The organism is Glycomyces sp. MUSA5-2 (assembly GCF_037034145.1).
GTDB classification, from domain to species: domain Bacteria; phylum Actinomycetota; class Actinomycetes; order Mycobacteriales; family Micromonosporaceae; genus Glycomyces; species Glycomyces artemisiae.
Genome location: NZ_JBAGKG010000003.1, coordinates 621,388 through 644,140, shown reverse-complemented (window position 1 = coordinate 644,140; position 22,753 = coordinate 621,388). Strand labels below are relative to the sequence as shown.

Here is a 22,753-nt window from a genome sequence, read left to right as displayed (position 1 = left end):
AGGAACCGACATGACAGCGCTGACCGGCCCGTACCTGTCCGCCGCCCGCACCGCCCTCGACCTGGCCGGGCACGCCGCGGTCGCCGACCACTGGGCCGAGCCCTCGGCCCTGGAGGGCTTCACCGTCGGCGGCCTCGCCGCCCACCTGCTCGGGCAGGTCACCTCCGTGACCGCCGCGCTCGACGCCGACCACGCCGGCAAGGAGACCGTGTCCCTGCACGAGCACTACGCGCGCGCCGCGTGGCTGGCCGCGGACATCGACAACGCGTACAACACCGCGATCCGCGCCGGCGGCGAGCGCAGCGCCGAGGACGGCCCCGAGGCGGTCCTCGCCGACGCCGGCAAGGCCCTGGAGCGCCTGGCCGGCGAACTCCCCGGCCTCGACGCCGCCCGCGTCACCGGGAACGTCAAGTGGGCGTACGCGATGGGCCTGGACGACTTCCTCGCCACGCGGATCCTCGAACTGGTCGTCCACGCCGACGACCTCGCCTACTCCACCGGCGTCGACACGCCGGTCTTCGACGGCGAGGCGTTCGCGTCCGCCGCGGCCCTGCTCGCGCACCTCGCGGCGGCCCGCCACGGCCAGCCCGCGCTCGTCCGGGCCCTCGCCCGCGCCGAACGGGCCCCCGCGGTGATCAGCGGCCTGTGACACCGCCGCCCCGTATATGAGGCGCGCACGCCCCGGCACCGGGTAGGGTCGCCGCCATGGTCTCCCCGCCGGCCCCGACCGTCCGACGCGCCCTCTCCGCCGCCGCGTGGCTGCTGGTGGTCCTCGCCGGGCTCATCGCCGCCGTGTGGGGCGTCGCCTGGGCCCTCGAAGGCGGCCCGCAGCCCTCGGCCGACGCCGTGGAGGAGGCCGTCCACCTCGACCTGCCCGACGGGACCGAGGTCGTGGACGCGGACCTGACGCAGGCGCAGCCGCCGATGCCCGGCGACCGCGCCGAAGCGACCGTGCGGATCGAACCCGACGAGTTCGGGGCGTTCATCGCCGACAACGGCATGGACGCCCCGCTCCTGGCCGGGGTCACCCCGGCCGGGACCGCCTCGGGCGTCATCCCGGCCGGATGCACCGACGAGGTCTGCTACTCCGCGACGATCGTCGTCACCGACGACGCCGTCGAAGTGGACCTCACCGTCACCCTCCTCTAGCACCGCCGCTAGGCGAACAGGGCGGGCTCGCCGCGCTCCAGGCCCAGCAGCCACTCCTTGCGCCACAGGCCCCCGGCGTACCCGGTGAGCTTCCCGTTGGAGCCGATCACCCGGTGGCAGGGGACGACGATCGCGATCGGGTTGCGCCCGTTCGCGAGCCCCACGGCCCGGACGGCCTTGGGGTCGCCGAGGCGCTGCGCCACATCCAGGTACGACCAGGTCTCGCCGTAGGGGATCCGCACCAGCTCGTCCCACACCCGGTGCTGGAACCCGGTGCCCTCGGCCGCCAAAGGCAGGTCGAAGTCCTTCAGCTCACCCGCGAAGTACGCCTCCAGCTGGTCCTGCGCGTCGGCGAGGACGGGCGTGGCCTCCTCGGGCCCCCACGCGTCCTTCATCTCCTCGACGCCCATGTGGACGTACGTCAGGCCCTCCTCGACCGCCGAGACCGCCATCAGGCCCAGGGGCGACTCGAATTTCACATGCCTCGCATCGGTGCGCATCACGCGTCCGCCTTCTCTCGTTCCGTCTCGTCGGGTATGTCGTCGTTCGGGGTGCGGTTGGTGGGGTGCTCCGAGGAGGCCCACAGGTACTGGACGGCGTAGGCCCGCCAGGGCCGCCACGCCTGGGACCGGGCCTCCAGGGCCCGTCCGGCGCCGAGGCCGAGCGCTTCGGCGCCTTTGATGACGCCGAGGTCCTTGACCGGGAACGCGTCGGGGTCGCCCATGGCGCGCATGGCGACCATCTCCACCGTCCACGGCCCCACCCCGGGCACCTGCGCCAGCTGCGCCCTGGCGGTGGGCCAGTCGGCGCCGGGGCCCAGCTCCACCGACCCGTCCGCCAGCGCGGCCGCGAGGGCGAGGACGGTCCGCTTCCGCGACCCGGGCATCGGCAGGTGCGCCGGGTCGGCCTCGGCCAGCGCCGCGGGGTCGGGGAACAGCCGCGCGAGTCCGCCGTCCGGATCGTCGACGGGCTCGCCGTAGCGTTCGGCGAGGCGCGCGGCGATCGTGGCCGCCGAGGCGGTGGAGACCTGCTGGCCGATGACGGCGCGGATCGCGTACTCGTCGGGGTCGGCTTTGCGCGGGACCCTCCGGCCGGGGGTCTTGGCGACCAGCGGCGCGAGCGCCTCGTCCGCGGCGAGGGCCTCCATGGGGGCCTGCGGGTCGGCGTCGAGGTCGAGCATGCGCCGGCACCTGGCGACGGCGGCGGTGACGTCGCGCAGGTCGGCGACGCGCAGCCGGGCTTCGATGTACCCGGGTCCGGGTTTGAGGGCGGCGATGCCGGGGCCGCCGGGCAGGCGCAGGGTCCGCCGGTAGGCGCCGTCCCTCCATTCCTCGACGCCGGGGGCCGCGGAGGCGGCGAGGTGCCCGAAGAGGTTGGAGGGCTCGAACGGCTCGCGGTAGGCCAGGCGCAGGCTGATCGCGCCGCCGCCGGCTTCGGCCCGGTTCCTGGTCTTGGCGCGCAGCTCCGTGGGGGAGCAGGCGAACACGTCGGCGACGGCGCGGTTGAACGCCCTGATGGAGGCGAATCCGGCGGCGAAGGCGACCTGCCCCATCGGCAGGTCGGTGTTCTCGATGAGGGTCCGCGCCACTTGTGCCCGCTGGGCTCTGGCGAGCGCGGCGGGCCCGGCGCCGACCTCGGCGATCAGGAGCCGCTCCAACTGCCGGAGGGAGTAGCCGAGGCGCTGGGCGAGTCCGGCGGCGCCTTCGCGGTCGACGACGCCTTCGCCGATGAGCCGCATCGCCCGCGCGCACACGTCTGAGCGCCAGTCCCAGGCGGGGGAGCCGGGGGAGGCGTCGGGCCGGCAGCGCTTGCACGCCCGGTACCCGGCTTCCTGGGCCGCGGCGGCGGACGCGTAGAACCTTTGGTGCTCGCGTTTGGGTTTGACCGCGGGGCACGAGGGCCGGCAGTAGATGCCGGTGGAGGTCACGGCCAGGAACACCCAGCCGTCGAACCGGGCGTCGCGTCCGGCGACCGCGGCCTGGAGCTGCTCCTCGTTGCCGAGTATCTGAAGATCCGCCATGCCTCTAGCGTGCCCGCCGGGTCCGACATCGGCTAGCCGGAATTCGACATCACGATTCGGGGAGCTGGAGCCGGTCGACGGCCTCGCGCGAGCGCCGGGCCGGGCGCCGGTCGTACCTGGCGGTGGTCGCCGGGGAGGCGTGGCCGACGAGGGACTGGGTGATGGCGAGGTCGACGCCGGCGTCGAGGAGCTCGCCGATGAACGTGCGACGGAAGTCGTGCGGGGTGTGGCGGCGCTGCCCGGCCTCGACGAGCCGCTTCGTCAGCAGGTCGGCGATGGCCTGCCCGGTCATGCCCGAGAGCCGGTTTCCGTCGTGCTTGAGCTTCCCGGCCTTGTTGATCGGGCAGAACAGGGCCCCGGGGGTGTTGCCGCGCACGGCCATCCACCGGTCGATGCGGGCCTGGGCGGCCTCGGTGACGTAGACGGCGCGCTCCTTGTTGCCCTTGCCGACGATGCGGATGGCCCGCTCGGCCGGGTCGTAGTCGGACAGGCGCATCGACGCGATCTCGCTCCTGCGGCACCCGGTCGAGTACAGCGTCGCCAGCACCGCGGCGTCCCTGGCGCCCGCGGGTCCGGGGTCGGCGTCGCACGCGTACAGGGCCGCGCCGAGCGCTTCGCCGTCGACCTGCTGCCCGACCGGGAGGCGCTTGGCCTTCACGGGCTGGAGGTCGCAGGCGCGCTGGTAGTCCTCGGCGGCCATGAGGTCGAGCCGCCACGCTTCTTTGAGGACCCGGCGCAGGGCCGCGAGGTGCTTGTTCACATAAGCGCCCGACCAGCCCGCGTCGATCATCGCCGCGCGCAGCCGGGAGGTGTGCTCGTACCGCAGCAGGTGCCACGGCTGGCCCTCGCCGGAAGTGCCGGGGTCGCCGGAGAGGAGCTGCGCGATCCGGTCGAGGCACCCGCGCATGGTCCGCCGCGACTCGGCCGACCCGAGCGAGTCGAGGTAGGCCCGGTAGGGGTCCGCGTTCGAGGGGACGGCGACGGCCCCCCAGTCGACGCCCGTCAGGTCCAGTCCCGCAAGGGCCTTCCCGGTGCCTTCCAACGATCTTCCCTCCGACGGCATGGCGTCCACCCTAGACGACGTCACCGACACCGGGGCCGGTGCGGCATGGCAGGATCGCGTCCATGCACTCGGCGTTCCACACCACGACCATCGAGGTCCACACCGGACGGCGCGAGACCGTCCGCAACCTCACCGGCGACTGCGAGGAGTTCCTGTCCTCGATCGGCGCCCGCGAGGGCCTTCTGAACGTGTTCGTGCCGCACGCGACCGCCGGGATCGCGGTGATCGAGACCGGCGCCGGCTCCGACGAGGACCTCCTGGACGCGCTGGGGGACCTGCTGCCGCGCACCGACCGGTGGCGCCACCAGCACGGCTCGATCGGGCACGGGAGGGACCACGTCCTGCCCGGGCTCGTCGCCCCGCACGCGACGCTCCCGGTGGTGGCCGGACGGCTCGCCCTGGGCACGTGGCAGTCGGTGCTCCTGGTGGACACCAACCGTGACAACCCCGACCGGACCGTCCGGCTCACCTTCCTCGGCTGACGCCTAGGCCGCGGCGGTGAGGCGCTGCCACTGGTCGGCGTCGAGCTTCAACGCGACCCCGGCGGCGGCCTCCTCCAGCTGCGCGACCGACGACACCCCCACCAGGGGGATGACCGGCGCGCCGTGCCCGGCGAGCCACGCCAGCACCACCTGGTTCCGGGTCGCGCCCGTCTCCGCGGCCACCTCGTCGAGGACCTTGAGCCTGGCGTCGGTCCCGGGGTGGGCGTAGTGCTCCCCGAGGGGCTTCTTCACGTACGCGCCCGACAGGAGCGAGGAGTACGTCAGGATCGCCATGCCCGCCGTGCCCTCCACGAAGTCGAGGTCGGCGGGGTCGGCGTGGACGTGCCCGCCCTCCGGCAGGACCGTCCCCGGGCGCGGCTTCAGGTACGAGTACCGGTTCTGCATCGCCGTATAGGCCGCCGCCCCGGTCCGGTCCGCGATACTGCGGGCGCGTTCGACGCGCCACGCGGTGTGGTTCGAGGCGCCGACCATGCGGGCCTTCCCGGCCCGGACCGCGTCGTCGAACCCGGCGACGGTCTCCTCCAGGGGCGTGTCCCGGTCGTCGCGGTGCGACCAGAACAGGTCCACCCGGTCCGTGCCCAGCCGTCCCAGCGACTCGTCGAGGGCCGCGCCGATCCGGGCGCGCGACAGCGGCTCGGAATGCTCCAGGCCCCCGCCGGGGAACGACGGTCGCCTCCCGGCCTTCGTCGCCAACACGACCTCGTCCCTGGTGCCGCGGGCGGCGAACCAGCGGCCCAGCAGCAGCTCCGACTCGTCCCCGGTGCCGCCGTCGATCCAGAACATGTAGCAGTTGGCGGTGTCGATGAAGTTCCCGCCCAGTTCGAGGAACCGGTCCAGGATCGCGAAGCTCGTCGCCTCGTCCTGGACCCCGCCCAGGGCCATCGCCCCCAGGCACAGCCGCGACACCCCGATGCCGTCCGGCCCCAATGCGATCCGCTCCACAGCGGTCCCCTTCCATGCGTCGATGCGTTGACTCCGACGACGGTAGGACCTGGAGTGGACTCCAGCGCAAACCCGCAGGCCGCACGCGTATCCTCGACTGCCGTGGACACCTACACGATCGGCGAGTGCGCGCGCCGCTCCGGCTTCACCATGGACACCCTCCGCTACTACGAGCGCATCGGCCTCATCGAGGACATCGCCCGCACCCCCACCGGGCAGCGGCGCTTCACCGACGACCACCTCGAATGGCTGAGCGTCCTCAAATGCCTGCGCGACACCGGCATGCCCGTCGAGCAGATGCACCGCTTCGCGACCCTCGCCCGCGACGGCGACCACACCATCCCCGAGCGGATCGCGATCCTCCAGGCCCACAAGGTGGCCGTCGACGCCCGCATGGACGACCTCGCCGCCAAACGCGACTACATCCTCGGGAAGATCGACTACTACAAGTCCGTCGCCTAGAAAACCGGTTCCACCCGCGCCGCCGGGCGGGGGATACTGCGGCCCGTGGACCACACCGCGCACGCCCGCGCCATCGCAGGCTTCTACGCCGACGCCGAAGCCCCCTACACGCGGGGCATCGCCCTGATCGGCTCGACCGCCACCGGCGCCGACCACCCCCACTCCGACATCGACCTCATCGCCGCCGCCGACACCGACCCCGGCACGCGCGTCCTCCACCGCGAAGGCCGCATGGTCACCATCACCCGCAAACGCCCCGACGAGCTCGCCGCGTCCCTCACCCGCCCCTGGGAAGCCGGCGCCGCCGTCCCCGCCTGGCGCACCGCCCGCATCCTCCACGACCCCGACGGCACCCTCTCCGACCTCCAAGCCCTCGCCCGCGCCTGGACCTGGGACGACCACGCGACCGCCGCGGACGCCTGGGCCGCGTCCCAGCTCGTCGGCCTCGCCGAGGAAGTCCACAAGATCCACGGCATGCTCGCCCAAGGCCGGGCCCGCGCCGCCGCCGCGAACCGCCTCATCCTCGCCCTCGCGCTCCCCGCCCCCATGGCCGCCGCCCACCGGCTCCTGTACGGCTCGGAGAACGACCTGTGGGACGCCGTCGCCCACGCCGCAGGCCCCGACTGGGCCGCCGCCTGGGACCTGGCCGCCGGAGCCGCCCCCGCCGGCCCCGAAGCAGGATGCCGCGCCGCACTCGACCTCTACAAGCTGGCCGCGCACCGCCTCATCGGCCACCTCGACGGCTCCGACCGGACCGTCGTCGACACCGCCCGCAACCTCTAAGGAGCAGACTTGCTGCGCCGCTACATCCTCACCGGCGCCCCCGGCGCCGGCAAGACCACCACCGCCCGCCGCCTCGCCGCGGCCGGGCACACCGTCATCGCCGAAGCCGCCACCGACCTCATCACCGCAAGCCAAGCCGCCGGCATTGACGCGCCCTGGGACGACCCGGCGCTCACCGACGAGATCGCCGCCCTCCAACGCGAGCGCCAGCACCGCGCCGACGCCCTCCCCGGGCCCGTCCAGTTCTTCGACCGGTCCCCGGTGTGCACCCTCGCCATGGCCCGCTTCACCGGCCACGAACCCGGACCGGTCCTCCTCGCCGAACTCGACCGCATCACCACCGAGCGCATCTACCAGACCACGGTCCTGCTGTTCGACCTGCTCGACGCCATCACACCCACCAACGTCCGCCGCGTCACCCTCGACGAAGCGAGAGCGTTCGAGCGCGTGCACCTCGACGCCTACGCCGAGTACGGGTTCCGCATCGAACGCCTCCCGCCCCTGCCGATCGCCGCGCGGGCCGCGCTGGCCGAACGCCTGGCTAGCTGACCGGGTCGAGGCCGACCAGGCCCCGCGCGTAGTTCACCGTCGACCGCTGATACCGCGGCAGGTGCGGCGCCAGCGCCACCAGCGCGACCGACAGGCCCTCCCGGTCCCGGCCGAGCTTCGCGAGCGTCAGCGCCTCGCACATCGCCAGCGCACCGTCGTACGCGTCCGAGCCGCGGCCCCGCTCCTCCTCGATCACGGCGAGGGCCTCCTCGGGGCGGCCGGTCTCGCGCAGCGACGACGCCATCTGGATCGACACGCGCCGCCGCCGCACCCCCGACAGGCCCGCCTCGACCGCCCGCCCGTAATAGCCCACGGCCTCCTCGGTGAACCCCTTCGAGTCGTGCGCGCCGCCGACCTCGAACAAACCCACGGCCTCGTCATCGGTCTCGGCGGCGAGGTCCTGCATCGCCTGCACGAACTCCTCGCGCCCGAACTCGTCGAGCCGCTCCCACAGCGCCGCGCAGCGCGCTTCCCAAGCCTCATCTGCCATAGCGAGGAACATACGCCCCCCGCTTCACTTCGCGGCGAGCCCGTCCGCCAGCGCCCCGAGCGCCCCCAGCAGCAGCCACCGCTCATCCTGGTCCAGGGCCTCGTACACCTGGTCGTCGAGCCGGTTCGTCTCCTCCTCGATCGCCGCCCGCGCCGGACCCGGCCCCAGCGCCTTGATCTCCTCCACCGTCAGCCCCGCCGCGCCCCACGCGGCCCGGTGCGCATCCGCCCGGTAGTGCCGCAGCGCCTCCAGCCGCGCCACGAGCCGCTGCGCCGCCGGCGCCCCCGGCGGCTCCCACACCGGCGTCAACGCCCGGAACACCGGGCCGCCGGTCGCCTGCCCGGCCTCCAGCAGCCGCCCGATCAACGCCCCCGCCGTCTCGACCGCCTCGGGCCCCGGCATCGTCGCGATCGGCCGGTACTCCCACAACCGCTCCGCGGTCTCGGTGAACACCCGGTCCACCGCCAGCACCCGCTCCCGGCCCGGCCCCGTCAACTCCCACGACCCGCGCACCCGCGCCACCAGGCCCCGCGCCTCCTCCGCGTCCGGATCGAACGCGAAGTACACCATCCGTGCCGCCAGCGCCGACTCCGGCACCGGATGGTCCAGCAGCGCATAGAACGCATCGACCTCCACGCCCGGCCGCTCACCCCTGTACAGCGCCGACACCCCCGGCACCGACGCATGCCGAAGCGACACGTGCACCCGGTCGATCACCGGACGGACCACAGCCGCATACGAGACCATCACACACTCCCCAATCGGCGCCTACGATCCACCCATGATCGCACCCGCACCCATCCCCGCACTCACCGCCGAAACCACCCGACTCGCCCACGCCCTCAACGACATCACCGCCTGGCACACCCCCACCCGCTGCACCCCCTGGGACGCCGCCGCCCTCACCGCCCACATCACCGGCGCCCTCGCCCGCCTCGACCCCATGCTCGACGCCCCCGAACCCCCGCACGCCACCGTCACCGCCGCCGGCTACTACGCCCCCGACCACCGCTTCGCACCCGACACCAACACCGACCGCATCCGCACCGCCACCGAAGCCGCCGCCGCCGGGGGACCGGCACTCACCGCCGCATTCCACGCCACCGCGACACGGATCATCGACCGCTGCATCCGCGAACGCCCCGACCGCCGCGTCACCACCCGCCACGGCGACCCCATGACCCTCGCCGACTTCCTCACCACCCGCGTCCTTGAAGTGGCCGTCCACGGCATCGACCTCGCCGACGCCCTCGACCGCCCCCGCTGGACCACCCCCGAAGCCCAGCACGCCGTCAGCCACCTGCTCCTCGGCGACCACTACGACACCGCGCTGGCGTCCCTCGGCCTCGACCCGGTCGCGTTCATCGCCAAAGCCACCGGCCGCGACCCCTTCACCGCACCCGAACGCGCCCAAGCGGACGCCCTCGGCGTCACCTGGCTCGCCCTCGGCTAACACGCGCCGGCGTACTCCAGCAGCGCCGCTTTCTCCGCCTCGTCCACCGTCAGCGACCACTCCTTCTTGACCTCGACCCACGCCCACACGTACGCGCACCACACGCTCTCGTCCTCGGGCATCCACTCGGCCGGGTCCTGGTCCGACTTCGACCGGTTCGACGACGCCGTGACCGCGATCAGGTGCCACGAGTTCCCCAGATAGTTCGCGTACGACTGCCGGTCCTCGGTCGTCCAGTCGACCGCACCCGACCCCCACGCCTCCTTCAACGGCACGAAGTGGTCGATGTCGAGGTCCCCGGAGTCCGTGACGGTCTCGGCGTCGTACATCGACACCCACTCCCCGGTCATCGCGCCCCCGCAGTCCGCCTCCGTCAAACCCCCGGACCGGTCCTGCGCCACCAGCACGTCATCGCGCGCATCGCACCCGTTCCCGTCATCGTCCTTCCAATGCGGAAACAGCGACCGGTCATAGCCGTCGTTCTGCTCCTCGGCCACCGTCAGCGCCTCGACGTCCGCCGCCAGCGCCGCACCGTCGACGGTCACCGTGAACGGCGCCGTCGCCGAGAACTCCGCGCTCACCTGCGAACCGGTCCTGTCACCCGACGCCGCATCCGACGACGCGTCGTCGATCGCATCGGAGATCTCCTGGCATCCGGCAGCGAGCAGCAGCAGCGGCGACAACAGCAGGGCGAGACGGGAGGCGCGCATCATGAATCCTCACAGGATCGACTAACGGGCGGGGGAGGCGCATCGACGCGCCGGGGCGTTCGCAACGTAACACGAACACCCGCCCCGCAACAGCCCCGGCCCTGCTAGATTCCCCCGAATGATCGTCTGGCTCAACGGCACCTACGGCGCAGGCAAGACCACCACCGCCCGCCTCCTCCAGCACGCCCTCCCCGCCCGCCTCTTCGACACCGAGCACATCGGACACCTCCTGCGCGGCATCATCGGCGACCTCCCGCACACCGACTTCAAAGACTGGGCCCCCTGGCGCGGCCTCACCGTCGAGACCGCCCGCCAAGTCCTCGACTACACCGGCGGCACCCTCGTCATCCCGCAAACCGTCCTCCAGCACCACTACTGGACCGAACTGATCGACGGCTTCACCAAGCACGACATCCCCGTCCACCCCTACACCCTCCACACCGACCGCGACACCCTCACCCGCCGCATCCACGCCGACACCGACGAACCCACCGCCGCCGAATGGCGCCTCCACCACCTCGACCCCTACGAACACGCCCTCACCACCTGGCTCGCCGGGGAAACCACCCTCATCGACACCACCCACCTCACCCCCGAACAGACCGCCGCCGCCATCAAAACCCATCTCCACGCAGAAACCACCCCCTAGGAAACCCCGGAACCGCCTGAAAACGTCACACCCGAGCGCGACGATGAGAACGACAGCCACAACACACGGCAAAGGAGCCAACCATGGCCTACCTCGTCCTCATCGGCACCCGCAAAGGCCTCTTCACCGCCACCAGCGACGACCGCGTCCACTGGTCCGTCGACGGCCCCGCCAAACTCGACGCCGACGGCTTCACCGCCGTCGCCGAGATCTTCGCCGCCGCCTGCGACCCCGCCACCGGCCGCATCCTCGTCGGCGCCTCCACCTTCTTCGGACCCTCCATCTGGCGCTCCGACGACCACGGCAAAACCTGGGACGAACCCGTCAACGCCCCCATGGAATTCCCCCAAGACCTCCCGTACCGCCCCCTCGACTACTCCGACACCGCCGGCATCGACCAACCCGACGCCACCGACACCAACACCGTCAAGAAGATCTGGCAGCTCACCTTCGGCCCCGGCGACCGCGTCTGGGCCGGCGTCGAACCCACCAGCCTCTGGACCTCCGACGACTCCGGCCGCACCTTCACCTTCAACCAAGCCCTCTGGAACCACCCCCAGCACACCACCTGGGCCTCCGGCGGCGCCGGACCCGCCGTCCACACCATCGTCACCCACCCCGACGACCCCGACACCCTCACCATCGCCATCTCCTCCGGCGGCATCTACCAGACCCACGACGACGGCAACACCTGGCACGGCATCACCAAAGGCATCACCGTCGACTACGGCCCCGACACCACCCCCGAATCCGGCCAGTGCATCCACAAAGTCACCCGCGACGCCGACGGCACCCTCTACGCCCAAAGCCACGGCCCCGCCTACCGCGCCACCCGCCCCGACGGCGGCTGGACCGACATCTCCGCCACCCTCCCCACCAAATTCGGCTTCGCCATCGTCGCCCACCCCACCGAACCCGGCAACATCACCGCCTGGCCCGTCGGCGAATCCATGGACCGCACCCCGCCCGACCACCGCATCGCCCCCTGGCGCACCACCGACCGCGGCGAAACCTGGACCCCCTGGAACGACGGCCTCCCCGACGAGGACTACTACGGCACCGTCATGCGCGACGGCGCCTGCACCGACCACGCCCCCGGCAACCCCGGCTGGTACTTCGGCACCCGCTGCGGCGACGTCTGGGCCGCCGCCGACGGCGGCACCTGGCACCAGGTCGCCGCCCACCTCCCCGACGTCCTCTGCGTCCGCGCCATGGAGACCCCGTGACCACCGACGTCAAAATCCCCGCCGCACTCGCCTCCGAATGCGACGGCGCCCGCCACCTCACCGTCGACCTCGACGAGCACGCCACACTCGCCGACCTCCTCGACGCCATCGCCCGAACCCACCCGCGCCTCGCCAGACGCCTCAGAGACGAATCCGGGAAACTCCGCCGCTACGTCAACATCTACATCGGCGACGACGAATCCCGCCGCCTCCAAGGCCTCAACACACCACTCGACAACAGAGAAATCCAGATCCTCCCCTCCATCGCCGGAGGATAAGCGAACACACAGAAGCGGGGGCGCCCCACAAAGGCACCCCCGCTTCCGAAAACCAGACTTACTTCTGCCCGTTCACCGACACCACGTCGACCACGAACACCAGCGTCTCATTCGGACCGATCACACCACCGGCACCCGACGCCCCATACCCCAGCTCCGGCGGAATCACGACCAGCCGACGCCCGCCGACCCTCGCACCCACCAAGCCGTCGTTCCACCCCTGAATCACCGGAGCCGAACCCAACGGCGACACCGTGAACGGCTGCGCCCCACGATTCCACGACGCATCGAACTCCTTCCCGTTCGACCAGTTGAACCCCGCGTACTGCACCGCGACCGCATCCCCGGCCTGCGCCACCGCACCCGAACCCTCAACCACGTCGAACACCAGCAGCCCCGCAGGAGCCGCCGCATCCGGCACCGTCACCTCCGGCCGCGACGCCGTGTCCGCAGACACCGACACCTCAACCCCGTCACCGATCTGCACCATATCCGCAAACCCCTCTCGATCAGCCGCCCCAGGCGGCACCGCACAAAACCCCAACAGCCTAAGCACCGCGCCCGAACCCACCGCCCACACCCCCACACCCCGACCTCGCCTATCCTGAACCACACCCGACCCGCCAGGAGCAGCCGACGATGACCGACCACGCCCACGACGTCACCGAACTCCTGCGCCACCTCACCGTCCAACTCCGCCTCCTCAACCACCAAGTCTCCGACCGCCTCCACCTCCAAGACGTCGACCTCGAATGCCTCGACCTCATCACCCGCACCGGACCCCTCACCGCCACCGCGCTGGCCCGCGCCGCCGACCTCCACCCGGCGACCGCGACCGGGGTCCTCGACCGGCTCGAAGCGGCCGGGTGGATCCGCCGCGACCGCGTCCCGACCGACCGCCGCGCCGTGCACCTGACCGCCGAACCCGACCGCACCGGGGAAGTCCGGGCCCTCTACGAGCCGCTGCGCGAGGCCATCGCCGCCATCTGCGAGGAGTTCACGCCCGAGCAGCTCGCCACGGTCGCGCAGTTCCTCGACAAGGCCGCAGGCGCCGCACTCGCCGCCACCGACGACCTCGCCGCCCGTCAGTAGGCCACGCCCAGGATCTTCCCGGCCGCGCCCGGGTCCAAGGCCGCGTCGAGCATCGCCGCGGCGAGGTCCGACCGCGCGATCGTCGACCCGTTGCGCGGATTGCGGCCGACCTCGGTGCGCCAGGCGCCCTTCGGGGCCGCGTCGGTCAGCCGCGGCGGCCGCACCACCGTCCAGTCGAGCCCCGAGTCGAGGACGACGTCCTCCATGGCCGCCAGGTCCGCGTAGTGCTCGGCCAGCGCCCACTTCACGATCGGCGTGACCAGGCGCAGCAGCGGCCCGTCCCCGGGGTCGTACCGCGGCTTGTCGGGGCGGCGCAGCGTCGGCACCGTCCCGATCGGCGCGGCCGACAGCACCACCAGGCGCCGCACCCCGGTGGCGCGCATCGCCTCCACGAGCGCCGCGGTGCCCGTCCGCGCGACCCCCGCGTCGGCCTTCCCGGTCGCGCCCAGCGCCGAGACGACCGCGTCGGCGCCCGCCACCGCGCCCGCGAAGGCCTCGGCGTCGGGGGCGCTGAAGTCGATGCGCGCGTGGGGGACCCCGGGCGGGAGCTTGGCGGGGGAGCGGACCAGGGCGGTCACGTCGTGGCCCGACGAGCGGGCCCGCTCCAGGACCAGGCGGCCGGTCGCGCCGGTCGCCGCGGCAAGCACGAGCTTCACAGGGGGTCTCCTCACCGAGCGAACAATACGGAATCCATACTATCGGGATTCCGAAGCAACACGCGCGCGCCCGCACCGGCTACTCTTCACACCACCGACCGAACCCCGAGCGAGGAGCCGCAGTGACCCTCCCCGTCCCGCCCCAGGACCCCCGCCCCGCGCACCCCGTGCGCCGCGCCCTCGCCACCTGGGGCGCCCTCGCCGCGCTCCTGTGGGCGATCCTCCTGACCGACCTCGTCCTGCCCGCGCACCTGACGCAGTACGGCATCGTCCCGCGCACCCTCGAAGGACTCGTCCCCGGCATCCTCGCCGCGCCCTTCCTCCACGCCGACGTCGCGCACCTGGCCGCGAACACCGTGCCCCTGGTCGTCATGGGCGTCATCTGCGCCCTGCGCGACCGCCGCGGCATGTGGACGGCCCTCGCGATGTCGCTCGTCGTCTCCGGCCTCGGCGTGTGGCTGATCTCCCCGGCGCACTCGGTGACCGTGGGCGCCTCCGGCGTCGTCTTCGGCCTCCTCGGCTACCTGCTCGCCCGCGGGGTGTTCATGCGCCGCATCGGCGACCTCCTCATCGCCGTCCTCGTGTTCGCCGTCTACGGGTCCCTCATCTGGGGCGTGCTGCCCACGAGCCCGTTCGTGTCCTGGCAGGCCCACCTCTTCGGGTTCCTTGGCGGCGTCGCCGCCGCCGTCGCGGTCGCCCGCGCCCGCCGCGCCAAGGCCGCCGCATGAGCGCCCCGTCCGGGTTCTCCTACCGCGAGCGGGGCGACGGCACCGTCGTCATCGTCCACCGCGGCCGCGCCGCCGCGACCCTGCGCGGCGGGCGCGCCGCGGCGTTCCTCGCCGAAGTCGACGCCGGCGACCCCCAGCTCGTCATGGCCCGCTGGACCGGCGCCTACAAGTTCGGCAACGAGCGCACCGCCCGCAACCACCCCCGCAACCAGGGGCGATAGCCCCGCCGGGGGAGCAGCGGCACCCCCGCGCTTGACGGGCCACCCCCGTCGACCTATAGTGCTAACATCCTAGTGAAATAGAGAAAGTTGTGATCGACTTCCACCTCGAACCGCGCTCCGGCGTCGCCCCCTACATGCAGCTCGTCCACCAGGTCCAGCAGGCCCTCCGGCTCGGGATGCTCACCGTGGGGGACCAGCTGCCGACGGTCAAGCAAGTCGTGGCCAAAGTCGCGATCAACCCCAACACCGTCCTCAAGGCGTACCGCGAGCTCGAACGCCAGGGACTCGTCGCCCCCAAACCCGGGCGCGGCACCTTCGTCACCGCGACCCTCGCGGGCGACGACCTCGACGCCCACGCCGAACTCCGCGCGGGCCTCGACCAGTGGATCACCCGGGCCCGCGCCGCCGGCCTCGCCGACGACGCCGTCCGGGCGCTCTTCGACACCACCATGAGAAGGACCGCGCAGGAACCATGAACACCCCCGTCATCGCGACGAATGCGCTCACCAAGCGCTACGGGCCCCACGCGGCCCTCACCGACGTCACCCTCGACATCCCCGCCGGGCGCATCGTCGGCCTCGTCGGCCCCAACGGCGCCGGCAAGTCCACGCTCCTGGCCCTCGCCGCCGGCCTCATCCGCCCCACCGCCGGCACCATCGACGTCCTCGGGAACCGGCCCGCCGCCGACGCCGCGCAGCTCGCCCGCGTCGGCTTCGTCGCCCAGGACACCCCCGTCTACGCCCAGCTCACCGTCGCCGACCACCTGCGGCTGGGGGAGAAGCTCAACCCCCGCTGGGACGCGAAGCTCGCCGACGAGCGCCTGCGCCAGACCGGCCTCGACCCCGCCAAGAAGGCCGGGCGCCTCTCCGGCGGCCAGAAGGCCCAGCTCGCCCTCACCCTCGCCGCCGCCAAACGCCCCGAGCTCATGATCTTCGACGAGCCGGTCGCCGCGCTCGACCCGCTCGCGCGCCGCTCGTTCCTCCAGTCCCTCATGGAGTTCGTCGCGGACATGGACGTGTCCGTCCTGCTCTCGTCCCACCTCATCGCCGACGTCGAACGCGTCTGCGACCACCTCGTCATCCTCGCCGACTCCCGCGTCCAGGTCGCGGGGGAGATCGACGACCTCACCGCCGCCCACCACCGCGTCGTCGGCCCCCGCGGCGCCCTCGACCAGCTCCCTTCCGGCGTCGAGGTCATCGCCGCCGACCACACCGATCGCCAGACCACGCTCATCGTCCGCAACACCGCCGGTGCGCCCCTCGACCTGCCCGGCGCCGAGCCGATCGGCCTGGAGGACATGGTCCTCACCTACCTGCACCGCGCCGAAGGCCTCGCCGCCCCGATCCTCCAGGAGACCGCCCGATGATCTGGCTGACCTGGCGCCAGATGCGCGCCCAGACCCTGTGGACCGCCGCCGTCCTCGCCGCGGCCGCCGCCTACATCCTCTACCTCGCCTGGGACGTCCGCGACGCCTACCGCACCCTCGTCACCGAATGCACCACCGCCTGCGACGAGGCCGCGCACTTCCTCGACGACCGGTTCGGCATGACCCTCACCCTCCTGGGCCTGCTCCTGCTCGCCGGACTCGCCGTCTTCGGCGCGTTCTGGGGCGCGCCCCTGGTCACCCGCGAACTCGAAGCCGGCACCCACCGCCTCGCCTGGAACCAGTCGGTCACCCGCACCCGCTGGCTCACCGCGAAGCTCGCCGTCGCCGGGGGAGCCGGAGTCCTCCTCGCCGGGTCCGTCACGCTCCTGCTCACCTGGGCCGTCAGCCCCCTCGACGACCTCGCCGACTCCCGGTTCCACCCCATCGAGTTCGTCACCCGCAACCTCGCGCCCTTCGGGTACGCGGTCCTGGCGTTCACCCTCGGCCTCGCCATCGGCGCCCTCACCCGCCGGACCCTCGCCGCCATGGCCCTGACGCTCCTGGTGTTCCTCGGCTTCCAGCTCGTCATGGGCGGGTTCGTGCGGCCCCTGTACGCCGAGCCGGTCACCGAGACCATCACCATGGCCGAGGCCAACACCGTCGGCTACATCGACGGCCTCACCCTCGACGACTCCGGTGCCACCGTCATGGGCTACACCATCCCCGGCGCGTGGGTCGTCAGCGACGAGATGCCCGTGCGCATGGCCGACGGGACCGCGTTCACCGCCGACGACGCCGACGACTGCCGGGCCGTCAACGTCCCGCCCGACGAGTGCCTGTCCCAGAAGGACGCCGCGTTCGACGTCGTCTACCAGCCCGCCGACCGGTACTGGCGGTTCCAGTGGACCGAGTTCGCCATCGCCCTCGGCCTCTCCGCGCTGCTGACCGGCGCCGCCTACTGGCGCCTCCGCCGCGGCCTCAACTAGCACCGCCGCCGATATTCCCACAAGTAACGGTGGGCGGGACCCATGTCCCGCCCACCGCCTGTTCGTCCGTTTTCACCGCGGGGGACTAGCTCCCCGCGATGTTCACCATCCAGCCGATCCCGAACCGGTCGACCAGGGCGCCGAACTCGTCGCCCCACATCTGCTTCTCCAGCGGGATGTTCACCGACCCGCCTTCCGACAGGCCCTCGAAGTACCCGCGCAGCGCGTCCCCGTCGTCGCCCGAGAGGCTGATCGAGATGTTCTGGCCCGGCACGTACGGCATGCCCGGCGGCGTGTCCGACGCCATCACCGTGTACCCGGCCGGCGATGTCAACTGCGCGTGCATCACCTGGTCGGCCGGGGCGTCCGGCACCCCCGAGTCGCCGAACGTCATCACGTTCAGCTCACCGCCCAGCACCGACTGGTAGAACTCCATCGCCTCCCGCGCGTTCCCGTTGAACGACACGTAGGGATTGAGGATCGAACCCATCGCAGACTCCTTCCGTCCGATCTCCCGCCATCGTCGCAGCACCCGCCGACAACGGCAGCCGAACCGGCCAGAACGGCCCGGCGGACGCCGCGCAGTCCCAAGGTCGTGTCAGGCCCCCAAGACTCATAACTTGCGGGAACGGCACTTCTCGTGAGTTATGTACTGCGAGGCGACACGCTTATTTTCCGGTTATTTAAATATCAATACCGGAAATAAATAATGTTAGGCTGTGGGCATGACGAAAACAGATGCCAGCAACCAGACCAGTCAGACCGCCCAAGCCGCCGGGCCGCGGACCGTCACGCTCTGCAAGCGCTGCGGGACGCCGATCCCGCAGCAGCCCGGCCGCGGACGGCCCCGCCTGTACTGCGCCGACGGCGACTGCGCCTCCCAGGCGAAACGCCAGCGCGAGCTGCGCCGCGCCACGCCCGGCCTGGAGGGCGCGCTGGCGCGGGCCGAGGAGCTATACGAGCAGATCGAGCAGTCGATGACGTCGGCGCTGGCGCCGCTCGCTGAGGCGCTGCGGGCCGAGACGGACCCCGCGGAGGTCGAGGCGCGGATCGCGGAGGTCCGGTCCGAGGCCGCCAGCGCGGTCGCTGCGGCGCGTGCGGAGCGGGACGAGGTGGCGGGTCGTGCGGCGGCGCTGCGTGACGAGCTTGGGGCGGCGGTGGCTGAGGTGGAGCGGGTTACTGGGGTCGCGGAGGCGGCTGAGGTGCGGGCGAAGGAGGCGGTGTCGGCGCGGGTGGCGGCGGTGAAGGACGCTGAGGCGGCGCGTGAGGAGGCGGGTCGGGCGCTGGGTGAGGCGCGGGCGGCGGTCGCGGAGCGTGATGCGGCCGTTGGCGATGCGGAGGCGGCGCGGGGCGAGGCTGCGGCTGCGGTGGTGGCGCGGGACGCGGCGGTCGCGGGCCGTGAGGAGGCCGAGCGGGCGGCGGTGGCGGCGCGCAGTGAGGCGGAGGTGGCGCGGGAGCGTGCGGAGCGGGTGGAGGCGGAGGCGGCTGAGGCGCTGCGGGCCGGTGAGGCGGCGCTGGAGCGAGCTGAGGGTCGGGTGGCGTCGGTGATGGTGGAGCGGGACCGGGAGCGGTCGCGTGTGGAGGGTCTGGTCGCGGAGTTGGCGGTGGCGCGTCGGGATGCGGAGCAGGCGTCGGCTTTGGCGGCCGAGCGCGGCTCGGTGGTGGAGCGGTTGCAGGGCGAGGCGGCGTCGGCGGTGGCGGATCTGCGGGTGCTGGCTTCCAGGTTGGAGGCTGCGGAGGCGGCTCGTGTCGAGCTTGTGGCTGAGGCGGGGTCGTGGCGTGAGCGGGCGCTGGCGGCGGAGGCGCGGGTGCCGGCGCGGGAGTAGGGGTACTCCCCTGGCGTCGCGTGGTGTCGGGGGCCCGGTGCGGTTGCGGGCCCCCGGTTCGTCTTATTCGCCTGCTGCGGTGCGGGCGGCTTGTTCGACCTGGTCGCGGTAGGCGGGCCAGTCGAACTGGTCGGCGGGCGGGAGGTTGGAGTTGCGTTCGCCCAGCCCGGCGGCGCCGTCGATGGTCTCGCGGACGATGTCGGCGTGTCCGGCGTGGCGGTTGGTCTCGGCGATCATGTGGACGAGGATCCGGCCGAGGGTGACGGTGCGGCGTTCTTCGGGCCACCAGGGGACGGTGCCTTCGCTGTCGAGGTCGAGGGCGTCGATGGTGGCGTTGGAGTGGTCCCAGACGCGCTTGTAGAGGCCGGTGATGGATTCGGTGGTCTCGTCGGCGGTGGCCCACATCTCGATGTTGGGGACGGTCTCGATGAGGGGGAACCAGGCGGGCGGGTCGGGGAAGGGCCGGTCGAAGCAGAGGCCGAAGTATTCGACGTCGGTGGCGGCGCAGTGCTTGACGAGGCCGAGGAGGTTGGTGCCGGTGGGGGTGAGGGGGCGGCGCAGGTCGTACTCCCCCAGGCCGTCGAGTTTCCACAGGAGGGCTTCGCGGGCGGTCTGGAGGTATCGCTGGAGGTGGTGTTTGAGGTCGTCGGTCATGGGTGCGAGTGTGCCATCGGGGTGCGACGCGTGCATCTCGATTGCGGTCCCGGGGTTTCAGAGGTCGGTGGGGTGGGCTTCGTAGACGCGGACGTCGGCGGGGCGGGCCCGGTAGGGGTCGAGGGCCGCGGAGCCGGCGGTGTGGTGGGGTGCGGCGAGGTGGGCGTCGAGGGCGGCGCGGTCGGTCCAGGCTTCGACACACACGAACGCGCCGGGTTCGGTGACGGATTCCCAGAACCGGTAGTCGAGGCAGCCTTCGTCGCTGGCGAGGGTGGATTCCTGGAGTGCGCGCAGGCCTGCGCGGTAGGCGTCGCGGTGCTCGGGTAGGGACCAGACGTACGCGTGGACGAGGATCATGGCCGTGAGTGTAGGCGGGGGTTCGCGTTTGCGCCCTGGGCGGGCCGCTGCTACGGTCCGGGCGATGACTTCTCAAGACAGGCCGGCGCGGTACGGCCACCTCGACTGCAACTCCCCCATCGCCAAGTGGCGTTTCGACCGGCAGGTCGACGACTGCGCGGCGTTCGCGCCGTCGTCGATCGTCGACATCGGGTGCGGGTGGGGCGAGCTGCTCCAGCGCATCACCGAGCGGGTTCCGGGCGCGAAGGCGGTGGGGATCGACTCGGATCTGGAGCTGCTGGAGCGGGGCCGGGCGGGCGCGGTCCGCCGCGGCATCGCGGACCGGCTCGAATTCGTGGAGTACCAGGGCGAGGACTGGACCGAGCCTGCGGATCTGGTGATCTGCATCGGTGCGGCGCATGCGTTCGGGACGAGCGCGCAGGCGGTGGCGGCGCTGGCGCCTTTGGTGAAGCCGGGCGGGCGGCTGCTGTTCGGCGACGGGATCTGGCAGCGCACGCCCACGGAGGCGGAGCTGGCGGGGATGTGGCCGGACACGAAGGCCGACGAGTGGCTGCTGCTGCCGGACCTGGTGGACGCGGCGGTGGCGACGGGGCTGCGGCCTTTGCGGGTGGAGTCGGTGGAGCAGCACGAGTGGGACGACTTCGAGTCGGAGTTCCTCATGGACAAGGAGGTCTGGTTGCAGGCCAATCCGGGCCATGAGCGGGCCGAGGAGGTGCGGGCGGCGGCGGATGCGCATCGTGCCTGGTGGCTGCGGGGTCACCGGGGTCTGCTCGGGTTCGCGTATCTGACGTTGGGACGCCAGGTAGCGTTATAGGCGTGGGCAAGGGGCCCGGACCCGGTGGGGGTCCGGGCCTTTCCCGTGCCCGGGGCGGGATTCGTCAGAGTGCGGCGAGGACGCAGAGGGCGATGAAGAGGGCCTGTTCGGCGGTGCGGATGCCGATGGGGGTGGCGGGCGATCCGGCGAGGGGGATGCCGCGTTTGGCGGCGGAGTAGTTCGCGGGGTACATGGCGACCAGGAGCGCGGCGAGGCACAGGGCTGCGGCGGTGGCCGTGGCGGGGATGAGGAGTCCGGCGGCGCCGGCGAGTTCGAGGACGCCGGTGAGGGCGACGAGGAGCGCGGGTGCGGGGAGGCGTTCGGGGATCATGCGGGCCATGTCGGTGCGGAACTTCGGGTGGAAGTGGACGGCGCCGGTGAGGGTGAACATGGCGGCGAGGCCGATGCGCAGGCACAGCTGCCAGTCGGTGAGGGCGTCGGCGCCGAGGAGCCCGGCGAGGCGGGCGAGGAGTGTGACGGCGGTGAGCGTGATGACGGGTGCCATGGGTGTGCCTTCGGTGCGGGGCGCAAAGCCGGTCTTGACAGTGTCAAGTTAAGGATGCGCCTGAAACTAGACACTGTCAAGTGAATCTGGGCACTGTCAAGAAGAGGACGCCGTCAAGCAGCAAGCACTGTCGAGCGTGGCCGCCGGACCGATGCTCGGCTACTGGCGGCGTACCTTCCATGCGGCGACGGCCTCGTCGACGTCGATGAGCCCGAACCGCAGCGGCGGGCCCTCCACGGGCCCGATGAGGGCCTTGCGGATGCGCCCGTTCAGCTCCTCGACGGCCGCGCGCACGGCGGCCTCGTCACCGAGGGCGTCGAGTGTCGCGGGGAGGTCTTCGCGTTCTTTGCCGAGGCGCAGTGCGGGCGGGAGGGCGTCCAGGCCCATGCTCTCGCGGGTGGCCTGCTGGTGGAGCCACCAGTCTTCGTGCAGGGGCTGTCCGATGCCCGGGAGGGGTTTTCCGGCGCCGGGGAGGTTCTTGAACTCGCCGCGGGCCTCGGCTTCCTGGATGGCCCGTTCCACTCCCCTGGCTTGGCGGTCGCTCATGGCGGCGCTCCCTCCGTCGTCGGTACGCCGATCCTATCGTCAGGCGGCCGAGTGGATCACGAGTGCGACGGCGGCGAACTGCGCGATGTAGGCGGCGATCGTGAAGGCGTGGAACACTTCGTGGAATCCGAACCAGCGCACGGACGGGTTGGGGCGCTTGAGGGCGTAGACGATGCCGCCGGCGGTGTAGAGGATCCCGCCGGTGAAGATGAGGACGGTGGCGGCGATGCCGGCGCCTGCGGCGAGCTGCGGGGTGACGAAGACGGCGGCCCAGCCGAGGACGATGTACAGGGCGGTGTAGAGCCAGCGCGGGGCGCCGTGCCAGAGGACGCGGAAGACGACGCCTGCGGCGGCGCCGGTCCAGATGACGGCGAGGAGTGCGGTGCGGGCGGTGCCGTCGAGGGCGAGGACGGCGATGGGCGTGTAGGTGCCGGCGATGATGAGGTAGATGTTGGCGTGGTCGAGGCGTTTGAGGGCGGCGGTGGCGCGCTGGGTGAGGTTGGTGCGGTGGTAGAGCGCGGAGACGCCGAACAGGAGGGCGGAGGCGGCGACGTAGATCGCGGCGGAGATCCGTCCGGCGTAGGTGGGGGCGGTGGCGGTGAGGGCGAGTCCGGCGAGGAGTGCGATGGGGAAGGCGCCGGCGTGGAGCCAGCCGCGCAGGCGGGGTTTGGGGTCGTGGATCGCGGGTGCCAGTGCCATGGTTCGAGGCTACGTCCGCTGGTTAC

The 22,753-nt window shown here is 72.3% G+C and carries 33 protein-coding genes; 18 read left to right on the top strand and 15 right to left on the bottom strand.

What is annotated here, in order from left to right; translation table 11 throughout:
- Positions 1-10: 10 nt before the first annotated feature.
- Together WA640_RS13185 and WA640_RS13180 are read left to right on the top strand one after the other, a co-directional pair.
- Positions 11-649, top strand: coding sequence for a maleylpyruvate isomerase N-terminal domain-containing protein (locus tag WA640_RS13185; protein ID WP_335988145.1), 639 nt, complete (start codon positions 11-13; stop codon positions 647-649).
- A gap of 56 nt (positions 650-705) precedes the next feature.
- A complete protein-coding gene (locus WA640_RS13180; RefSeq protein WP_335988143.1) occupies positions 706-1,149 on the top strand; it encodes a hypothetical protein in 444 nt (147 codons plus the stop codon).
- 8 nt (positions 1,150-1,157) lie between these two features.
- Here WA640_RS13180 and WA640_RS13175 read toward each other — a convergent pair whose 3' ends face one another.
- The 3 genes from WA640_RS13175 to WA640_RS13165 are packed head-to-tail and all read right to left on the bottom strand — an operon-like array spanning position 1,158 to position 4,211.
- Positions 1,158-1,649, bottom strand: a complete 492-nt coding sequence (locus tag WA640_RS13175) for a methylated-DNA--[protein]-cysteine S-methyltransferase (RefSeq protein ID WP_106365663.1) — start codon at positions 1,647-1,649, stop codon at positions 1,158-1,160.
- A complete protein-coding gene (locus tag WA640_RS13170) occupies positions 1,649-3,169 on the bottom strand; it encodes an AlkA N-terminal domain-containing protein (protein ID WP_335988142.1) in 1,521 nt (506 codons plus the stop codon). Before WA640_RS13170 ends, WA640_RS13175 begins: the two co-directional genes overlap by 1 nt.
- A 49-nt stretch (positions 3,170-3,218) precedes the next feature.
- A complete protein-coding gene (locus tag WA640_RS13165) occupies positions 3,219-4,211 on the bottom strand; it encodes a tyrosine-type recombinase/integrase (protein WP_335988141.1) in 993 nt (330 codons plus the stop codon).
- 83 nt (positions 4,212-4,294) lie between these two features.
- Between WA640_RS13165 and WA640_RS13160 the strand changes: the two genes are divergently transcribed.
- The gene (locus tag WA640_RS13160) at positions 4,295-4,714 is read left to right on the top strand and encodes a secondary thiamine-phosphate synthase enzyme YjbQ (RefSeq protein WP_106365666.1); all 420 of its coding nucleotides are present in this window, start codon (positions 4,295-4,297) and stop codon (positions 4,712-4,714) included.
- A gap of 3 nt (positions 4,715-4,717) precedes the next feature.
- On the opposite strand, the gene WA640_RS13155 is transcribed toward WA640_RS13160, so the two are convergent.
- Positions 4,718-5,677 carry an aldo/keto reductase gene (locus tag WA640_RS13155; RefSeq protein WP_245889051.1) on the bottom strand — a complete coding sequence of 320 codons (960 nt, stop codon included), beginning with the start codon at positions 5,675-5,677 and terminating at the stop codon, positions 4,718-4,720.
- 102 nt (positions 5,678-5,779) lie between these two features.
- On the opposite strand from WA640_RS13155, the gene WA640_RS13150 reads away from it, so the two are divergent.
- From WA640_RS13150 to WA640_RS13140, 3 genes are read left to right on the top strand one after another with little or no spacing between them, the layout of a single operon-like run.
- Positions 5,780-6,139 (top strand): MerR family transcriptional regulator, encoded by a 360-nt coding sequence (locus WA640_RS13150; protein WP_335988139.1) that lies wholly within the window; start codon positions 5,780-5,782, stop codon positions 6,137-6,139.
- Positions 6,140-6,184: 45 nt separating this feature from the next.
- Positions 6,185-6,922, top strand: coding sequence for a hypothetical protein (locus WA640_RS13145; protein WP_335988138.1), 738 nt, complete (start codon positions 6,185-6,187; stop codon positions 6,920-6,922).
- A gap of 9 nt (positions 6,923-6,931) precedes the next feature.
- A complete protein-coding gene (locus tag WA640_RS13140) occupies positions 6,932-7,471 on the top strand; it encodes an AAA family ATPase (RefSeq protein ID WP_335988137.1) in 540 nt (179 codons plus the stop codon).
- Here the strand turns inward: WA640_RS13140 and WA640_RS13135 are convergent.
- Both WA640_RS13135 and WA640_RS13130 read right to left on the bottom strand, forming a co-directional pair.
- Entirely contained in the window at positions 7,464-7,961 is a 498-nt protein-coding gene (locus WA640_RS13135; protein WP_335988136.1) for a tetratricopeptide repeat protein, read from the bottom strand. The two genes, WA640_RS13140 and WA640_RS13135, sit on opposite strands and share 8 nt — an antisense overlap.
- Positions 7,962-7,985: 24 nt before the next feature.
- Positions 7,986-8,708 carry a hypothetical protein gene (locus WA640_RS13130; RefSeq protein ID WP_335988134.1) on the bottom strand — a complete coding sequence of 241 codons (723 nt, stop codon included), beginning with the start codon at positions 8,706-8,708 and terminating at the stop codon, positions 7,986-7,988.
- Between the two features lie 34 nt (positions 8,709-8,742).
- Here WA640_RS13130 and WA640_RS13125 point away from each other — a divergent pair, with 34 nt between their 5' ends.
- Positions 8,743-9,414 (top strand): maleylpyruvate isomerase N-terminal domain-containing protein, encoded by a 672-nt coding sequence (locus tag WA640_RS13125; protein ID WP_335988131.1) that lies wholly within the window; start codon positions 8,743-8,745, stop codon positions 9,412-9,414.
- Here the strand turns inward: WA640_RS13125 and WA640_RS13120 are convergent.
- Complete coding sequence (locus WA640_RS13120) at positions 9,411-10,124, bottom strand: HNH endonuclease family protein (RefSeq protein WP_335988129.1); 714 nt, start codon at positions 10,122-10,124, stop codon at positions 9,411-9,413. The two genes, WA640_RS13125 and WA640_RS13120, sit on opposite strands and share 4 nt — an antisense overlap.
- A gap of 118 nt (positions 10,125-10,242) precedes the next feature.
- Here WA640_RS13120 and WA640_RS13115 point away from each other — a divergent pair, with 118 nt between their 5' ends.
- The 3 genes from WA640_RS13115 to WA640_RS13105 all read left to right on the top strand — a co-directional run bounded on the left by WA640_RS13115 (position 10,243) and on the right by WA640_RS13105 (position 12,277).
- Positions 10,243-10,773: an AAA family ATPase gene (locus WA640_RS13115; RefSeq protein WP_335988127.1), complete on the top strand. Its 531-nt coding sequence runs from the start codon at positions 10,243-10,245 to the stop codon at positions 10,771-10,773.
- An 83-nt stretch (positions 10,774-10,856) separates the two neighbouring features.
- Positions 10,857-11,999, top strand: coding sequence for a WD40/YVTN/BNR-like repeat-containing protein (locus WA640_RS13110; RefSeq protein ID WP_335988126.1), 1,143 nt, complete (start codon positions 10,857-10,859; stop codon positions 11,997-11,999).
- Entirely contained in the window at positions 11,996-12,277 is a 282-nt protein-coding gene (locus WA640_RS13105; RefSeq protein WP_335988124.1) for a MoaD/ThiS family protein, read from the top strand. The genes WA640_RS13110 and WA640_RS13105 overlap by 4 nt, the downstream gene beginning before the upstream one ends.
- A 58-nt stretch (positions 12,278-12,335) precedes the next feature.
- Here the strand turns inward: WA640_RS13105 and WA640_RS13100 are convergent, their stop codons facing one another.
- Positions 12,336-12,767 (bottom strand): FKBP-type peptidyl-prolyl cis-trans isomerase, encoded by a 432-nt coding sequence (locus tag WA640_RS13100; RefSeq protein WP_106365676.1) that lies wholly within the window; start codon positions 12,765-12,767, stop codon positions 12,336-12,338.
- Positions 12,768-12,916: 149 nt separating this feature from the next.
- Here WA640_RS13100 and WA640_RS13095 point away from each other — a divergent pair, with 149 nt between their 5' ends.
- Positions 12,917-13,369, top strand: a complete 453-nt coding sequence (locus tag WA640_RS13095; protein ID WP_335988122.1) for a MarR family winged helix-turn-helix transcriptional regulator — start codon at positions 12,917-12,919, stop codon at positions 13,367-13,369.
- On the opposite strand, the gene WA640_RS13090 is transcribed toward WA640_RS13095, so the two are convergent.
- On the bottom strand, positions 13,363-14,025 hold the full coding sequence (locus tag WA640_RS13090) for an NAD(P)-dependent oxidoreductase (protein ID WP_335988119.1): 663 nt from the start codon (positions 14,023-14,025) through the stop codon (positions 13,363-13,365). The two genes, WA640_RS13095 and WA640_RS13090, sit on opposite strands and share 7 nt — an antisense overlap.
- A 122-nt stretch (positions 14,026-14,147) precedes the next feature.
- On the opposite strand from WA640_RS13090, the gene WA640_RS13085 reads away from it, so the two are divergent.
- The 5 genes from WA640_RS13085 to WA640_RS13065 all read left to right on the top strand — a co-directional run bounded on the left by WA640_RS13085 (position 14,148) and on the right by WA640_RS13065 (position 17,326).
- Complete coding sequence (locus WA640_RS13085) at positions 14,148-14,753, top strand: rhomboid family intramembrane serine protease (RefSeq protein ID WP_335988118.1); 606 nt, start codon at positions 14,148-14,150, stop codon at positions 14,751-14,753.
- The gene (locus WA640_RS13080; RefSeq protein WP_335988117.1) at positions 14,750-14,974 is read left to right on the top strand and encodes a hypothetical protein; all 225 of its coding nucleotides are present in this window, start codon (positions 14,750-14,752) and stop codon (positions 14,972-14,974) included. Before WA640_RS13085 ends, WA640_RS13080 begins: the two co-directional genes overlap by 4 nt.
- Positions 14,975-15,063: 89 nt before the next feature.
- Complete coding sequence (locus WA640_RS13075) at positions 15,064-15,450, top strand: GntR family transcriptional regulator (RefSeq protein WP_106365680.1); 387 nt, start codon at positions 15,064-15,066, stop codon at positions 15,448-15,450.
- A complete protein-coding gene (locus tag WA640_RS13070; RefSeq protein ID WP_335988115.1) occupies positions 15,447-16,340 on the top strand; it encodes an ABC transporter ATP-binding protein in 894 nt (297 codons plus the stop codon). The genes WA640_RS13075 and WA640_RS13070 overlap by 4 nt, the downstream gene beginning before the upstream one ends.
- Positions 16,337-17,326, top strand: coding sequence for an ABC transporter permease subunit (locus tag WA640_RS13065; RefSeq protein WP_106365682.1), 990 nt, complete (start codon positions 16,337-16,339; stop codon positions 17,324-17,326). The genes WA640_RS13070 and WA640_RS13065 overlap by 4 nt, the downstream gene beginning before the upstream one ends.
- 85 nt (positions 17,327-17,411) lie before the next feature.
- Here WA640_RS13065 and WA640_RS13060 read toward each other — a convergent pair whose 3' ends face one another.
- Complete coding sequence (locus WA640_RS13060) at positions 17,412-17,816, bottom strand: VOC family protein (protein WP_106365683.1); 405 nt, start codon at positions 17,814-17,816, stop codon at positions 17,412-17,414.
- A gap of 235 nt (positions 17,817-18,051) precedes the next feature.
- On the opposite strand from WA640_RS13060, the gene WA640_RS13055 reads away from it, so the two are divergent.
- The gene (locus tag WA640_RS13055; RefSeq protein ID WP_335988113.1) at positions 18,052-19,152 is read left to right on the top strand and encodes a hypothetical protein; all 1,101 of its coding nucleotides are present in this window, start codon (positions 18,052-18,054) and stop codon (positions 19,150-19,152) included.
- A 63-nt stretch (positions 19,153-19,215) separates the two neighbouring features.
- Here WA640_RS13055 and WA640_RS13050 read toward each other — a convergent pair whose 3' ends face one another.
- Together WA640_RS13050 and WA640_RS13045 are read right to left on the bottom strand one after the other, a co-directional pair.
- Positions 19,216-19,806 (bottom strand): DinB family protein, encoded by a 591-nt coding sequence (locus WA640_RS13050; protein ID WP_335988112.1) that lies wholly within the window; start codon positions 19,804-19,806, stop codon positions 19,216-19,218.
- A 57-nt stretch (positions 19,807-19,863) separates the two neighbouring features.
- Entirely contained in the window at positions 19,864-20,163 is a 300-nt protein-coding gene (locus WA640_RS13045; protein WP_335988110.1) for a putative quinol monooxygenase, read from the bottom strand.
- Positions 20,164-20,227: 64 nt separating this feature from the next.
- On the opposite strand from WA640_RS13045, the gene WA640_RS13040 reads away from it, so the two are divergent.
- A complete protein-coding gene (locus WA640_RS13040) occupies positions 20,228-20,977 on the top strand; it encodes an SAM-dependent methyltransferase (RefSeq protein WP_335988109.1) in 750 nt (249 codons plus the stop codon).
- A gap of 64 nt (positions 20,978-21,041) precedes the next feature.
- Here the strand turns inward: WA640_RS13040 and WA640_RS13035 are convergent, their stop codons facing one another.
- The 3 genes from WA640_RS13035 to trhA form a co-directional block, all read right to left on the bottom strand.
- Positions 21,042-21,482, bottom strand: a complete 441-nt coding sequence (locus WA640_RS13035; RefSeq protein ID WP_335988108.1) for a DoxX family protein — start codon at positions 21,480-21,482, stop codon at positions 21,042-21,044.
- A gap of 159 nt (positions 21,483-21,641) precedes the next feature.
- Positions 21,642-22,028, bottom strand: coding sequence for a J-domain-containing protein (locus tag WA640_RS13030; protein WP_335988105.1), 387 nt, complete (start codon positions 22,026-22,028; stop codon positions 21,642-21,644).
- Positions 22,029-22,067: 39 nt separating this feature from the next.
- Positions 22,068-22,727 carry a PAQR family membrane homeostasis protein TrhA gene (trhA, locus tag WA640_RS13025; protein WP_335988104.1) on the bottom strand — a complete coding sequence of 220 codons (660 nt, stop codon included), beginning with the start codon at positions 22,725-22,727 and terminating at the stop codon, positions 22,068-22,070.
- Positions 22,728-22,753: the final 26 nt, after the last annotated feature.

What these genes read in the sequence shown, in the direction of transcription:
- WA640_RS13185 (WP_335988145.1), top strand. Translation starts at nt 11, where the DNA reads ATGACAGCGCTGACCGGCCCGTACCTGTCCGCCGCCCGCACCGCCCTC.
- WA640_RS13180 (WP_335988143.1), top strand. Translation starts at nt 706, where the DNA reads ATGGTCTCCCCGCCGGCCCCGACCGTCCGACGCGCCCTCTCCGCCGCC.
- WA640_RS13175 (WP_106365663.1), bottom strand. Translation starts at nt 1,649, where the DNA reads ATGCGCACCGATGCGAGGCATGTGAAATTCGAGTCGCCCCTGGGCCTG.
- WA640_RS13170 (WP_335988142.1), bottom strand. Translation starts at nt 3,169, where the DNA reads ATGGCGGATCTTCAGATACTCGGCAACGAGGAGCAGCTCCAGGCCGCG.
- WA640_RS13160 (WP_106365666.1), top strand. Translation starts at nt 4,295, where the DNA reads ATGCACTCGGCGTTCCACACCACGACCATCGAGGTCCACACCGGACGG.
- WA640_RS13135 (WP_335988136.1), bottom strand. Translation starts at nt 7,961, where the DNA reads ATGGCAGATGAGGCTTGGGAAGCGCGCTGCGCGGCGCTGTGGGAGCGG.
- WA640_RS13130 (WP_335988134.1), bottom strand. Translation starts at nt 8,708, where the DNA reads ATGGTCTCGTATGCGGCTGTGGTCCGTCCGGTGATCGACCGGGTGCAC.
- WA640_RS13125 (WP_335988131.1), top strand. Translation starts at nt 8,743, where the DNA reads ATGATCGCACCCGCACCCATCCCCGCACTCACCGCCGAAACCACCCGA.
- WA640_RS13120 (WP_335988129.1), bottom strand. Translation starts at nt 10,124, where the DNA reads ATGCGCGCCTCCCGTCTCGCCCTGCTGTTGTCGCCGCTGCTGCTGCTC.
- WA640_RS13115 (WP_335988127.1), top strand. Translation starts at nt 10,243, where the DNA reads ATGATCGTCTGGCTCAACGGCACCTACGGCGCAGGCAAGACCACCACC.
- WA640_RS13110 (WP_335988126.1), top strand. Translation starts at nt 10,857, where the DNA reads ATGGCCTACCTCGTCCTCATCGGCACCCGCAAAGGCCTCTTCACCGCC.
- WA640_RS13100 (WP_106365676.1), bottom strand. Translation starts at nt 12,767, where the DNA reads ATGGTGCAGATCGGTGACGGGGTTGAGGTGTCGGTGTCTGCGGACACG.
- WA640_RS13095 (WP_335988122.1), top strand. Translation starts at nt 12,917, where the DNA reads ATGACCGACCACGCCCACGACGTCACCGAACTCCTGCGCCACCTCACC.
- WA640_RS13080 (WP_335988117.1), top strand. Translation starts at nt 14,750, where the DNA reads ATGAGCGCCCCGTCCGGGTTCTCCTACCGCGAGCGGGGCGACGGCACC.
- WA640_RS13070 (WP_335988115.1), top strand. Translation starts at nt 15,447, where the DNA reads ATGAACACCCCCGTCATCGCGACGAATGCGCTCACCAAGCGCTACGGG.
- WA640_RS13065 (WP_106365682.1), top strand. Translation starts at nt 16,337, where the DNA reads ATGATCTGGCTGACCTGGCGCCAGATGCGCGCCCAGACCCTGTGGACC.
- WA640_RS13060 (WP_106365683.1), bottom strand. Translation starts at nt 17,816, where the DNA reads ATGGGTTCGATCCTCAATCCCTACGTGTCGTTCAACGGGAACGCGCGG.
- WA640_RS13055 (WP_335988113.1), top strand. Translation starts at nt 18,052, where the DNA reads ATGACGAAAACAGATGCCAGCAACCAGACCAGTCAGACCGCCCAAGCC.
- WA640_RS13050 (WP_335988112.1), bottom strand. Translation starts at nt 19,806, where the DNA reads ATGACCGACGACCTCAAACACCACCTCCAGCGATACCTCCAGACCGCC.
- WA640_RS13045 (WP_335988110.1), bottom strand. Translation starts at nt 20,163, where the DNA reads ATGATCCTCGTCCACGCGTACGTCTGGTCCCTACCCGAGCACCGCGAC.
- WA640_RS13040 (WP_335988109.1), top strand. Translation starts at nt 20,228, where the DNA reads ATGACTTCTCAAGACAGGCCGGCGCGGTACGGCCACCTCGACTGCAAC.
- WA640_RS13035 (WP_335988108.1), bottom strand. Translation starts at nt 21,482, where the DNA reads ATGGCACCCGTCATCACGCTCACCGCCGTCACACTCCTCGCCCGCCTC.
- WA640_RS13030 (WP_335988105.1), bottom strand. Translation starts at nt 22,028, where the DNA reads ATGAGCGACCGCCAAGCCAGGGGAGTGGAACGGGCCATCCAGGAAGCC.
- trhA (WP_335988104.1), bottom strand. Translation starts at nt 22,727, where the DNA reads ATGGCACTGGCACCCGCGATCCACGACCCCAAACCCCGCCTGCGCGGC.